The 13303-nt window shown below is 52.7% G+C and carries 9 protein-coding genes; 3 read left to right on the plus strand and 6 right to left on the minus strand.

Annotated elements, in window-relative coordinates; genetic code table 11:
- Positions 1–42 precede the first annotated feature (42 nt).
- The 3 genes from ftsN to priA form a co-directional block, all read right to left on the minus strand.
- On the minus strand, positions 43–1020 hold the full coding sequence (gene ftsN / locus EOS97_RS11010) for a cell division protein FtsN (RefSeq protein ID WP_000068809.1): 978 nt from the start codon (positions 1018–1020) through the stop codon (positions 43–45).
- A gap of 93 nt (positions 1021–1113) precedes the next feature.
- Positions 1114–2139 (minus strand): DNA-binding transcriptional regulator CytR, encoded by a 1026-nt coding sequence (cytR, locus tag EOS97_RS11015; protein WP_000841337.1) that lies wholly within the window; start codon positions 2137–2139, stop codon positions 1114–1116.
- 154 nt (positions 2140–2293) lie between these two features.
- Positions 2294–4492 carry a primosomal protein N' gene (gene priA, locus EOS97_RS11020; RefSeq protein ID WP_023165889.1) on the minus strand — a complete coding sequence of 733 codons (2199 nt, stop codon included), beginning with the start codon at positions 4490–4492 and terminating at the stop codon, positions 2294–2296.
- 203 nt (positions 4493–4695) lie between these two features.
- On the opposite strand from priA, the gene rpmE reads away from it, so the two are divergent.
- Positions 4696–4908 carry a 50S ribosomal protein L31 gene (rpmE, locus tag EOS97_RS11025; protein ID WP_000715284.1) on the plus strand — a complete coding sequence of 71 codons (213 nt, stop codon included), beginning with the start codon at positions 4696–4698 and terminating at the stop codon, positions 4906–4908.
- A 996-nt stretch (positions 4909–5904) separates the two neighbouring features.
- Here rpmE and EOS97_RS11040 read toward each other — a convergent pair.
- Positions 5905–7695 carry an aryl-sulfate sulfotransferase gene (locus EOS97_RS11040; protein ID WP_000899639.1) on the minus strand — a complete coding sequence of 597 codons (1791 nt, stop codon included), beginning with the start codon at positions 7693–7695 and terminating at the stop codon, positions 5905–5907.
- Between the two features lie 456 nt (positions 7696–8151).
- A complete protein-coding gene (metJ, locus tag EOS97_RS11045; RefSeq protein WP_000852811.1) occupies positions 8152–8469 on the minus strand; it encodes a met regulon transcriptional regulator MetJ in 318 nt (105 codons plus the stop codon).
- 264 nt (positions 8470–8733) lie between these two features.
- Between metJ and metB the strand changes: the two genes are divergently transcribed.
- Both metB and EOS97_RS11055 read left to right on the plus strand, forming a co-directional pair.
- Positions 8734–9894 (plus strand): cystathionine gamma-synthase, encoded by a 1161-nt coding sequence (gene metB / locus EOS97_RS11050; RefSeq protein WP_000197215.1) that lies wholly within the window; start codon positions 8734–8736, stop codon positions 9892–9894.
- Between the two features lie 2 nt (positions 9895–9896).
- Entirely contained in the window at positions 9897–12329 is a 2433-nt protein-coding gene (locus tag EOS97_RS11055) for a bifunctional aspartate kinase/homoserine dehydrogenase II (protein ID WP_000110805.1), read from the plus strand.
- Between the two features lie 115 nt (positions 12330–12444).
- On the opposite strand, the gene mscS is transcribed toward EOS97_RS11055, so the two are convergent.
- The gene (gene mscS, locus EOS97_RS11060; RefSeq protein WP_000398251.1) at positions 12445–13302 is read right to left on the minus strand and encodes a small-conductance mechanosensitive channel MscS; all 858 of its coding nucleotides are present in this window, start codon (positions 13300–13302) and stop codon (positions 12445–12447) included.
- Position 13303 lies beyond the last annotated feature (1 nt).

Genomic DNA, 13303 nt, shown 5'->3' on the forward strand with positions numbered 1-13303 from the left:
CGGGGCATAATGCAAGTATAGATGGGGGAGATTTTGAGGGTTTCAACCCCCGGTGGCGAGTCGAATGCAGTTTGTATGGCCCGCCATCTTCAGACGGTTAATGGTGCTGTCGGCATTTTCTTTACCTTTCACCGGCCCGATAACCACGCGATTCCAGCCGTTATTGGTGGTAATTTTGGAGTCAAAGCCTTCAAACGCCAGCTGAGCGCGGACGCTTTCTGCCTGCTCGGCGCCTTTGAATGAACCACATTGCACCATCCAGCGACGTTCATCTTTTTTCTCTGCTGTCGCCTTCGGCGCTTCAGGCGCGCGCGTAATTGGCGCGGCTTTTGGCGCTGCCGCGCTGGTATGCGCCGGCGTTTGCAGCAAATCCTGATAAGGTTGCTGCGAGGCCGTCTGCTTCGGCGGCTGACTTTGGCGCGCGGGTTGCGCCGGGGCGGACTGTACCGTGCGTGTTTGCGGCTGCTCGTTTACCCGCGGCTGCGTACGTGGTTGCTGAACAGGCTGCGTTTGAGCCCACTGCTGCTGCTGCTGCGCCTGACGCTGGCGCTGTAGCGTTTGCTGGCGTTGTTCTGGCGTCTGCTCGTTCCACGGCACTTCGTTAAGTTGCGTCGGCTGCTGACGCATATCCGCCTGCATCTGCTCCAGGAGTTGACGCTGCTCGCTGGTGAGCTGATTCGGATTCATGACTTCGCCGCCGGCGGACGGTTCCGTTGGCGTACGCACGCCCGGCTGGCGACTTTCCAGCTCTTTGATGTAACGCCAGCGCTCTTCCGGTTTTGGCGGAAGCCCATTGCCGGTGACTTTCTGGTTTTGTAGCGTTTCGGACTCTTCTTTCTTATGGTGAGTAATGAAGTACAGACCGCCGATAAAGGTCACAAGGACGGCTGCCGCAATCGCGACCATTGCCGGCGAGACGGCAGGCATGTTGCTTTGCTTCTTCCGTGAGTTCCGTGAGGTGCTCTTTTTGCGCCGCGAAGGAGCCGGTTGGCCGCGACGTACATAATCTCGTTGTGCCACTATCGTTTCGCTGTATTTATTCGTTCGTCAGCCCGTCATGTTACTGAAGCGGCGGGCCTTTGACCAGACAGGTGAGTCTTAAAGCTATTTACTTTAGGGTAAAGCGCGCGTAGAACCGCGAATAATCAGCTCGCAATCCATTAAACGCGAGCCGCTGCTCACATTTTGCCCCTGCATCTGATCGAGCAACAGCAGCATCGCCTCGCGACCAATGTCAAAACGCGGCTGCGCCACGGTTGTCAACGGAGGATCGCAAAACTCGGCCAGCGCGATATTGTCAAAGCCAATAATCGACAGATCGTCAGGTACTTTCAGACCCTGGCGCTTGGCCCAGGAGAGGGCGCCCAGCGCCATTACGTCGCTATGACAAAAGACGGCGGTAGGCGGCAACGGTTGCTCAAGCAACTGCTTTAATGCGTTTGCCCCGGCTTCAAAAGTAAAGTCGCCACGGGCGATGTAATGCGGATCGACCACAATGCCACTGCGTCTTAATGCCTGTACGTAACCTTGTAAGCGATAGTGACAGAGCGGCATATCTTCCGGCCCCGCAATACAACCAATCCGTTTGTGGCCCAAATCCAACAGGTAATTCATGGCATTGAACGCGGCGGTCAGGTTATCGATATGTACCGTCGGCAGTTCAAGCTCCGGCGCAAACTCATTCGACATCACCATCGGAGGCAAATTGCGCTGCTCCTCAACGCTGGCGTCAAAGGGCAGTCGGGAACTGAGAAGTACCATGCCGTCGATCTGTTTGGTGATGATGAGATTAAGAAAGGTTTTTTCTTTCTGGTTTTGATGGGCGCAATCGCCAATCAGCACCAGATACCCCTGTTCTGCCGCGGTCACTTCGATACCGCGGATAATTTCACTGAAGAAGGGATCGCAAATATCCGGGACAATCACCAAAATCGTACGGGATTCATTGCGTTTTACATTTCGCCCCATCGACTGCGGGAAATAACCCACTTCAAGCGCGGCCTGTTCAACCCGGCTACGGGTCGACTGGGAGACTTTATCGGGGTTCATTAACGCGCGGGATACGGTTGCCGTAGAGACTTTCGCCTTCAACGCAACATCCTTCATCGTAGCGGCAGTAACCTGCTTGTTCGATTTCACTCTTTCTCCTCGCCTGGGAACTGCTGGCGCAGATCTATCCCTGGTAACACTCATCGAAAACATTTTTATCAGATAGTGCGTGGAAGCGGTTACAGAATTTTCATAAAAAGTGTGATGGATCTTTAATTTTACGATCCGCCTCGCATCGTGAGGACTATCCTTCAATCGGATCGACGTCCAGAACCCATTTAACTTTCCGCGCTTCAGGGAGCGTATTGATCAACGCCAGCGTGCCGCTGATGATGTGTTGCAGGCGAATCCGTGAAGGATGCTGAAGTAAAATTTGCCAGCGATAGCGGCCGCCGCGTTTTGGCGCGAGGGCCGGAACCGGACCTAAGATCCACAGCTTATCGTCTGATAGCGGGCTGGCCTGAATCAGATTACGCAACTGCTGGAGAAAGACGGGCGCCTGCTGATTGTTGTGATCCTCTGCGCGAATAATGACGTGGCTGGTCCACGGCGGAAGCTGGAGCGTTTGCCGTTCCGCCAGCGCCTGCTCCGCAAACGCATCATAGCCTTTATACAGTAACGTTTGCAGCAGGGGATGCTCAGGATGGTGCGTTTGGAGCACCACTTCGCCCTGTTTGCCCGCGCGCCCGGCGCGGCCGGAAACCTGAGTGTAGAGCTGGGCGAAGCGTTCCGCCGAACGAAAATCTGCGGAAAAAAGCGCGCCATCGACATCCAGCAACGCCACCAGCGTGACGTCCGGAAAGTGATGGCCTTTCGCCAGCATTTGTGTGCCTATCAGAATGCGCGCTCCGCCGCGGTGAACTTCCGCCAGATGCTGCTCCAGCGCGCCTTTACGACTGGTGGTATCACGGTCGATTCGTGAGATCGGCACGCCGGGGAAGAAGGGCGCCAGCACCTGCTCCAACTGTTCCGTCCCTAACCCAACCGGTAGCATATGTGTGGAGCCGCAGGAGGGGCACTGACGCGGTACCGGACGTTGGCTGTCGCAGTGATGACAGCGTAAATGATGCTGCGCCTGGTGCAGCGTGTAGTAGTGATCGCAACGCGGGCACTCCGCAATCCAGCCGCAGTCGTGGCAAAGCAGCGCGGGCGCGAATCCCCGGCGGTTAAGAAATAAAATTACCTGATTGTCGGCCTGGAGATGTTGGCGCATACGGGCGATAAGGGCGGGTGCCAGTCCCGCCTGAAGACGCTGGCCTTTTAAATCCAGCACATGCTGCAGGGCTGGGCGGGCGTTGCCTGCGCGCCGCGTCAGACGCAGCATCCGGTATTTTTTCTGCCGCACGTTGCATAGCGTTTCCAGGGCTGGGGTGGCGGAGCCGAGAATAATCGGGATCTGCTCGCTATGGGCGCGATACACAGCCAAATCGCGGGCATGGTAGCGCCACCCTTCCTGCTGTTTATAAGAGCTGTCGTGCTCTTCGTCGATGACAATCACGCCAAGATTTTTAAACGGCGTAAACAGCGAGGAGCGCGTGCCGATGACAATCGCCGCTTCGCCGTTTTTCGCTTTCAGCCATGCCGAAAGACGCTCGCTGTCGTTTAGCCCGGAATGCAGCACTTCCACCGGCGCGTTAAAACGTTCGCGAAAACGGGCGATCGTTTGCGGCGTCAGGCCGATTTCCGGCACCATCACCAGCGCCTGTTTGCCCTGGGCGAGGACGTTTTCCAGCACGCTCAGATACACCTCGGTCTTGCCGGAACCGGTTACGCCTGCCAGCAACCAGGCGGAGAAACCGTCCGACGCGCTGTGAATCGCGCCGACTGCTGTCGCCTGTTCGGTATTCAGCCGCAGGCGCTCTCCTGCGACGGCGTAATGCTCCCGCCAGTCGGTAAACGCGGGCGTTTCACTGGCAAGCTCACAAAGCCCCTTACGCCGCAGCGTTTGCAGCGTGGCGTCAGTAAAATCAAGCTCGGCTACCTGATAGCGCCAGATCTTTCCTTGCCGCAGCGCCGCCAGCGCCTGTTGTTGTTTGGCGGAGCGTTTCAGGCTGTTGATGTCGACGGCTTGCCCCTCTTCGGTGGCGAACCAATACCATAGGGGCGCGTTGCTGGCTGGTTTTCCCTGACGCAGTAAAACCGGCAGAGCGTGAAACAGAACGTCGCCGAGGGGATGGTGGTAGTAATCCGCCGCCCAGAGGAGTAAGCGCCAGATGGAGGGAGAAAAGATTGGCTCGTTATCCAGGATTTCAATGACCGATTTTAATTCATCGAGCGGCAATTCGCTGTGGTCGTTAACCGAGACGACAATGCCCACGCGCTCTTGCTGCTTGCCGAACGGCACGCGCACGCGGCACCCGGCTTTGGCGACCCCGCCTTCCGGCAGCAGGTAATCAAAGGTTCGGGGAAGCGGAACGGGCAAGGCAACGTGCGCGACGGACATAGCATCTTCCTGACTTGAAATTTCGTCGGGTAGTATACACATTACGATAAGGGAGCGCGGATCAGTTTGCATACGGTGGTCAAATTCTGTATGATTCGCCGCCTTTGGTGCGTGTTGTGAGCATCAAACCCTTTACTATTAACTTCGCGTGGTGTCTGGCGTTAGGGCTGGAAGAGCGACGCGGCCTTACACTGAGGTTCCCCATGAAAAAAGGTATTCACCCGAATTACGTAGAAATTACTGCAACCTGTTCTTGCGGTAATGTTATCAAAACCCACTCTACCGTGGGTCACGACCTGAACCTGGACGTGTGCGGCAAATGCCACCCGTTCTTCACTGGTAAGCAGCGTGTTGTTGATACCGGTGGTCGTGTTGAGCGCTTCAACAAGCGCTTCAGCATCCCTGGCAGCAAATAAGTTACCGCCAGAAAAAAAGCGCCGCAGGGCGCTTTTTTTGTTATGGATGACCCGTCCTGAATAATAACGTTGACACATTTTATTTATATACAAAGGAAGATATGTCAATCTATTCCAGGACTAGCCAGTGGTAATAACGCTGCTTATTATTCGAACAACCTTTCTCGCCCGCCGATCTTGATATATTCCTAAAATTCACCGTACAACCATTTTTGATCTTTTGTATACCACCTGTTCCTTGTAGGGTTTTGCGCAACTATAACTCATAAGGATATAACAATAAGTGGAAAACCGGCGGCGCGTCAGGGTGACATGACCCCGGTGGGTGGTCCGATAGTCCAGGGGGGCAGCGGGTGTGCTGATTGGCGCGCCGACGGACGTGGCCTGTTCGGTGTAGTCCTCTCTGAATATATAGGAGATAAATCAGAGGAGATTTTTGATACAGAGGAGACGAAAAAATGAAAGGAATAATTAAATTCATACTATTGTATTTTTATGTGTACTTTTCATTTTTCCTTATGTGTTTTGTGGGAGAATGGATTCTAAGAGGTATCTATTATTTCAGATTTTCGACATGGCCAAAAATTGATTTTAATATTAATGATATTTTTGCTCCTGTTTTCTTTTATGCCACTGGCGCATGGTTGCTATGCGTTGTTTATAGAATAAATGGATGGGATACAGGACGAAAGAAAAAGAAATAATTTATTTTAAAGTGAGTTATTAATTACACAATTTTAAAATAAAATCTGGAGAAGAAATTATCTTGAGAGCGTTCAGAATTATGTGTCACGTTAAAAATGCTACAGCGGCATCACATTCTTCAGTCGTCCTTCAACATAAATGGCTAACTGCGACAATGTCAAATTCTGACCTTCCAGCTGAAGAAACGGGTGGTCGATCTGAGTCTGGATAAGGCGAATGTCATAACTACAATACGTTTTAACCATTCAGGCGGAAGTTAGCTTCCGCCTGTTTTACTTTTACTATCTCGCTTTATTTTTTAAACATCTGCTCTGGATCGATAATCAGCGCCCGATAACCCAGCATACCGGCACGGTTACTGTGTACTTTTAGCTCCAGCATCACATCCTGAGTGCCGTCTTTAACTTCATCCAGAACGGAAACGATCGGTTTTGTACCGCTCATTCCCGCTGTAGCCGAGTACATGAACATCGTTTTGGTTTCCGGGCGATATTCCGTGACGGAAGTAATGGCGCTGTACCAGTCAAAACCGCGCTCTTTACCATATTCCCACATTTGGGAAACCGTCATATTTTTTTCGTCAATCTGATATTCCACGCCGCGGGAATATTTCATTGACGGCATGGCCGGTTGTTCCATGCCGCGCGCATCGCCGTTATCAAAGGCGGTCACGACGGTTTTACCTCCGGTGCTTTTGGATGGCACTAACCAACCGGTATGTTGTGTCCATGTCCAGTCAAATCCACCGTCGCAGTGGTGCGCTTCGCAGGTTAGTGGTTTACCGTTGCTGTCTACGGGTTTCAGTACTTTTTTCGCCAGTTCGCCTTTCCAGCCGGATGGATCGGAAAGTATCCATTTCACTTTTTTATCGCGACCAATTTTGATGATGGCAGACTGGTGGCGCGAGCTAATGATAATGCTGTCGTCGCGAGGATCGTAGCTGACGGAGTTAACATGCGCCCAGTTGCGGCCCGGGCCGGAGCCCGCGATATCGCCGAAGGGTTGTTTTGCAAGCTGCTCTTTGGTCATGACCTGACCGGAATGTTCGGCATCGACGCTCAAACATACCGCTCCCTGATCCATCGCCAGAATAACGTCGTCACGATAGGGGTCGAGGATTTTTGGCAGATCCCAGTAATCGACGGTATCGCCGTTCTGGTCAACTTCAAGAATATGATCACGCACCGTATTGATGGTGTATTTACCATTTAATGGATAATTTTCTTTTGCGACACGCAGCAGGTAGGTGCCTTTCGGCGTTTCGGTAATGGCGTGCGAAAAATCAATAAATCCTTTTGGCAGTCGTTTATCAGAAATAACGCGGCCTAAGAAATCATATTTAAAGTAACGTTGACCCTGGCCAAAAATAAGATTGCCATCGTTAACCTGATGGAAGCTCATCATGGAACCAAAACGCGTTATATCATCCTGGTTACGGAATTTATCAATATTCATATAGCCACGAACATCGCCATTCGTATCGCTAATCCAGTTGATACCGGTATAATCCCAGTTCGCCGCTCCGCCTGCGACATGCATAATGTGGCCGGCTCTTGGCATCCCCGTTATATGGTTAAAAAGATATAAGCGATTTTTAAGCGAGCTATCGACTTTAACCGGTTCTACTGTAGGAAGAACGGCAGTTTGCCCGGTAGTAGAGGGTAATGATACCGGTGCGGCGTAAATGGACCACGTATAAGTTTGTTTTTTACCTTCTTCAGTCCAGTCAACTTTAACCTTATTGACATAATCTGGATACAAGCCAAATACAGGTATGCCGTCATGGGTATTTATAGCCTGCGGGCCGACATCATAACTGATCGGGATACCTTTTTCCCCTTTCCCTAAAACGGTAACCTTCACGTCCTGTACATTATGATTGGCTTTATTAATGATTGCTGTTAATGGGAAAACGCCGCCGTAGGGGGCGACATCGACCATACCTAATGGTCCTTCATGTACTGGAATGACATCTGCTGATGCGACCATTGGCCTGTTTGGGTCTAAAACGCCTGAGGCCAAAACGCTGCCGCTCAAACACAGGCAGCATAATACAGGTAAGACTTTCCTTGTAAATAACATATTTATTTCCCCATTCGATATTATCGATAAAATGAATGTATATTAACCTTCTTATTTATCGGAGATGAAAAAACATTTAAAAAAGTAAAACAATCCGCGGAGGGGAATAATGATGTTTGTCACAAATATGAGGTGTCCATGGTCTTTTTAACAATACTCATCGTTATACTATTTGTTCAGTAAATATATGGCGGTGTATTATTATTCATGTGCGCTTTGCTACGTGAAAATTTAAATAAAGATTGGAAGTTTAAATATAATAAAATTATATCGGTTATGACATGTCGGGAATTTTTTTCAGGAAAATAAAGAAGAGAAACTTATCATGTCTGACAAATTTATCCATCGAGGGCTATTCGGGAAGATGAACGTTTAGAAAAATGTCGGAGATAGCCGTGTACAGGGGGAATCGTTAAAAAAGCGCGGCCAGAGGCGTTCTGACCGCATGCTTTGCTATCAGTATTCCCACGTTTCCGGGTCAATCCCCATCTCACGCATGATCTCTTTTGCCGCTTCCGGGATTTCATCGCTGCGCTCTTTTCGCAGATCGGCATCATCCGGCAAGGGTTGCCCGGTAAAGGCGTGCAGAAATGCTTCACACAACAGCTCGCTGTTGGTGGCGTGGCGCAGGTTGTTCACCTGACGACGCGTACGTTCATCGGTGAGGATTTTTAACACCTTCAGAGGAATGGAAACCGTAATTTTTTTGACTTGCTCACTCTTCTTACCGTGCTCAGCGTATGGGCTGATATATTCGCCGCTCCATTCAGCCATGAGATACTTAATCCTCTTCGTCATTAATATTGAGGTCTGAACCTGAGCCCGGACCATAATCGCGCGTAGTTTACCGTAGTGGCGCGGCCCTGACACGAAGTTAGCGGTCGCAGATGTGCGCTAATGCATATAATTTTAACGGCTATTTGCGGTTTGCTCAATCTATACGCAAAGAAGTTTAGATGTCCAGATGTATTGACGTCTATCGTGGTAGTGGTTAATCTGTGGCCTGACTTTCACCGACTCAGCCAGGAATATCTTCATATGACGCGTAAACAGGCCACTATCGCAGTGCGTAGCGGATTAAACGACGACGAGCAATACGGCTGCGTTGTGCCGCCGATCCATCTCTCCAGCACCTATAACTTTACCGGTTTCAATGAGCCGCGCGCGCATGATTATTCCCGCCGCGGTAATCCCACGCGTGATGTGGTTCAGCGCGCATTAGCGGAACTGGAAGGCGGCGCGGGCGCGGTATTGACGAATACCGGCATGTCGGCGATTCATCTGGTCACCACCGTTTTCCTCAAGCCGGGCGATCTGCTGGTCGCGCCGCATGATTGCTATGGTGGCAGTTATCGTCTGTTTGACAGTCTGGCGACACGCGGCTGTTATCGTGTGCGGTTTGTCGATCAGGGCGATGAACGCGCCTTACAGGCGGCGCTGGAAGAAAAACCGAAGCTAGTACTGGTAGAAAGTCCAAGTAATCCATTGTTACGCGTGGTGGATATTGCGAAAATCTGTCGGCTGGCGCGCGAGGCGGGCGCAGTGAGCGTCGTTGATAACACGTTTTTAAGCCCGGCGCTGCAAAATCCGCTGGCGTTGGGTGCCGATCTGGTGTTGCATTCATGCACGAAATATCTCAACGGTCATTCGGATGTCGTGGCTGGCGTGGTGATTGCTAAAGATCCGGAAATGGTCACTGAACTGGCGTGGTGGGCGAATAATATTGGCGTCACTGGCGGGGCGTTTGATAGCTATCTGCTGCTGCGCGGTTTGCGAACTCTGGTGCCGCGTATGGAGCTGGCGCAGCGCAACGCGCAGGAGATTGTGAAATATCTGCAAACCCAGCCGCTGGTGAAAAAACTGTATCACCCGTCGCTGCCGGAAAATCAGGGGCATGAAATTGCCGCGCGCCAGCAAAAAGGCTTTGGCGCAATGTTGAGTTTTGAACTGGATGGGGATGAGGAGACGCTACGTCGTTTTCTGGGCGGGCTGTCGTTGTTTACGCTGGCGGAATCTTTAGGGGGAGTGGAAAGTTTGATCTCTCACGCCGCCACCATGACGCATGCCGGTATGTCGCCGCAGGCGCGTGCCGCCGCCGGGATCTCCGAAACGCTACTGCGTATCTCCACCGGTATTGAAGATGGCGAAGATTTAATTGCCGACCTGGAAAATGGCTTCCGGGCTGCAAACAAGGGGTAAACATGAGTGTGATTGCGCAGGCAGGGGCGAAAGGTCGTCAACTGCATAAATTTGGCGGCAGTAGTCTGGCGGATGTGAAGTGTTACCTGCGTGTCGCAGGCATTATGGCGGAGTATTCGCAGCCTGACGATATGATGGTAGTGTCCGCCGCAGGCAGTACCACCAACCAGTTGATTAGCTGGCTCAAGTTAAGCCAGACCGATCGCCTTTCTGCGCATCAGGTATTACAGACGTTACGCCGCTACCAGTGCGATCTGATTAGCGGGCTGCTTCCCGCCGACGCGGCAGATGACTTAACCAGCGCTTTTATCAGCGATCTGGAACGTCTTGCCGCCTTGCTCGACGGCGGCGTAACGGATGCCGTCTATGCTGAGATCGTCGGACACGGCGAAATTTGGTCGGCGAGATTGATGTCCGCCGTCCTGAATCAGCAGGGGCTGGATGCCGCCTGGCTGGACGCGCGCGCATTTTTACGCGCCGAACGCGCCGCACAGCCGCAGGTTGATGAAGGGCTATCTTATCCTTTATTGCAGCAGCTACTGGCGCAGCATCCGGGCAAACGTCTGGTCGTGACCGGCTTTATCAGCCGCAATCATGACGGCGAAACAGTCCTGTTAGGCCGGAACGGTTCCGACTATTCCGCCACGCAAATCGGCGCGCTGGCGGGCGTTTCCCGCGTGACCATCTGGAGCGATGTCGCGGGCGTTTATAGCGCCGACCCGCGCAAAGTGAAAGATGCCTGCCTGCTGCCGTTGCTGCGTCTGGACGAAGCCAGCGAGCTGGCGCGTCTGGCGGCGCCTGTTCTGCACGCCCGCACACTACAGCCAGTGTCCGGTAGCGATATCGATTTGCAGTTGCGCTGTAGCTACACGCCGGATCAAGGGTCAACCCGAATTGAACGGGTGCTGGCTTCCGGGACGGGCGCGCGTATCGTGACCAGTCACGATGATATCTGTCTGATTGAGTTTCAGGTGCCTGCCAGCCAGGATTTCAGGCTGGCGCATAAAGAGCTCGACCACATTTTAAAACGGGCGCAGGCGCGTCCGCTGGCGGTGGGCGTGCATCGCGATCGCCAGCTATTGCAGTTCTGCTATACCGCCGAGGTAGCGGATAGCGTACTGAAACTCCTCGACGATGTCGGGCTGCCGGGCGAATTGCGCCTGCGGCAGGGGCTGGCGCTGGTGGCGATGGTCGGTGCGGGCGTCACTCGCAATCCGCTACACTGCCATCGCTTCTGGCAGCAGTTGAAAGGTCAGCCAGTGGAGTTTACCTGGCAGTCGGAGGAGGGCATCAGTCTGGTGGCGGTGCTGCGTACCGGCCCGACTGAGAGCCTGATTCAGGGGCTGCACCAGTCGGTTTTCCGCGCCGAAAAACGCATTGGCCTGATGCTGTTCGGTAAGGGGAACATCGGCTCCCGTTGGCTGGAACTATTTGCCCGTGAACAAAGCACGCTTTCCGCGCGTACTGGTTTTGAATTTGTGCTGGCGGGCGTGGTGGATAGCCGCCGTAGCCTGTTGAATTATGAAGGGCTGGACGCCAGCCGCGCGCTGGCATTCTTTGATGATGAAGCCGTTGAGCAGGACGAAGAGTCGCTATTCCTGTGGATGCGTGCGCATCCGTATGATGATTTAGTGGTGCTGGATGTGACAGCAAGCGAGCAACTGGCCGATCAGTACCTTGATTTCGCCAGCCACGGTTTTCATGTGATTAGCGCCAATAAACTGGCGGGCGCAAGCGCCAGCGATAAGTATCGCCAGATTCATGACGCGTTTGAAAAAACCGGGCGTTACTGGCTGTATAACGCCACCGTGGGCGCGGGGTTGCCGATCAACCACACGGTGCGGGATCTGATTGACAGCGGCGATACGATTCTCTCGATCAGCGGGATCTTCTCCGGGACGCTATCCTGGCTGTTCCTGCAATTTGACGGTACGGTGCCGTTTACCGATCTGGTGGATCAGGCCTGGCAGCAGGGGCTGACCGAACCCGATCCGCGCGTCGATCTTTCCGGAAAAGATGTCATGCGTAAGCTGGTGATTCTGGCGCGCGAGGCGGGATACGACATCGAGCCGGATCAGGTGCGTGTAGAATCGTTGGTGCCGGCGCATTGTGAAGAAGGGTCTATCGATCACTTTTTCGAAAACGGCGACGCGCTGAATGAACAGATGGTGCAGCGTCTGGAGGCAGCCCGCGAACTGGGGCTGGTGTTGCGTTACGTGGCGCGTTTCGACGCCAATGGCAAAGCGCGCGTCGGCGTTGAAGCGGTGCGTCCGGAGCATCCGCTGGCGGCGCTGCTGCCGTGCGATAATGTCTTTGCTATTGAAAGCCGCTGGTATCGCGATAACCCGCTGGTGATCCGTGGGCCGGGCGCGGGTCGCGATGTGACCGCCGGGGCGATTCAGTCGGATATCAACCGCCTGGCGCAGTTGCTGTAATAAAGGCAAGTTCGTGAGCGAAGCGCCGGGTTGCGCTTCGCTCCCTCATCAATACGTTATGCAGTCATTCTGTAGATACTGATATACGAAGCGCTATCCGATTGCTGACGAAACATTATGGCGTGATGCTTTTTACATTCTCAACCCGGACATCCATCCGGGGGTAAGGAATATTGATGCCGTTTTCATCCATTGCTTCCTTGATATTTTCCAGAAGATCGTAGTAAGTACTCCAGTACTGAGCGTTGGGCACCCATACGCGAACATAGAAATTCAGGCTAGAGGGCGCAAGTTCGCCCAGGCGGACCGTAATATCGCGGGTTTTATCAATGCGATGATCTTGTTCAATAATACGATGTATCACGCTTTTTACGTCAGCAATACGGCTTTGGTAATCCACGCCAATAATCAGATCAATACGTCGATAGGGGTGTCGTGAATAGTTGATAATATTATCAGCAATAATTTTACCATTCGGGATGACAACTTCTTTGCTATCCGCAGTGAGCAGAGTGGTGGAGAAAATATGGACCTTTTCTACTGTGCCGATAACCAGGCCAATTTGTACAATTTCCCCGGCGCGGAAAGGGCGCAGGGAGACAAGCAGTACGCCTGCGGCAAAGTTGGAAAGTGACCCTTGCAACGCCAGGCCAATGGCTAAACCCGCCGCGCCGATAACGGCAATAATTGAGGAGGTTTCTATACCGACACGGCCAAGAGCGGCTACTGCCGTGAAAGCTATTGTGATGTAGCGAACCAGCGCGGAGAAAAAGTGGACAATAGTGGCATCCACTTGCCGCCTGAGAAGTAACTTTTCCAGCCCCCTCGATAGTAAGCGAGCTATTAACTTACCGATGAAAAGTAGAATGATGGCAGCAACAACATTCCAGCCAAAATGAATTACCGAGTCACTGTGCTCGGCCATCCATTTGATCGCGCCTTTAATTTTTGGAAATAGCTCAAAACCTTCCATG

The sequence above is a fragment of the Salmonella sp. SSDFZ54 genome, assembly GCF_004010735.1.
GTDB classification, from domain to species: Bacteria; Pseudomonadota; Gammaproteobacteria; order Enterobacterales; family Enterobacteriaceae; genus Salmonella; species Salmonella enterica.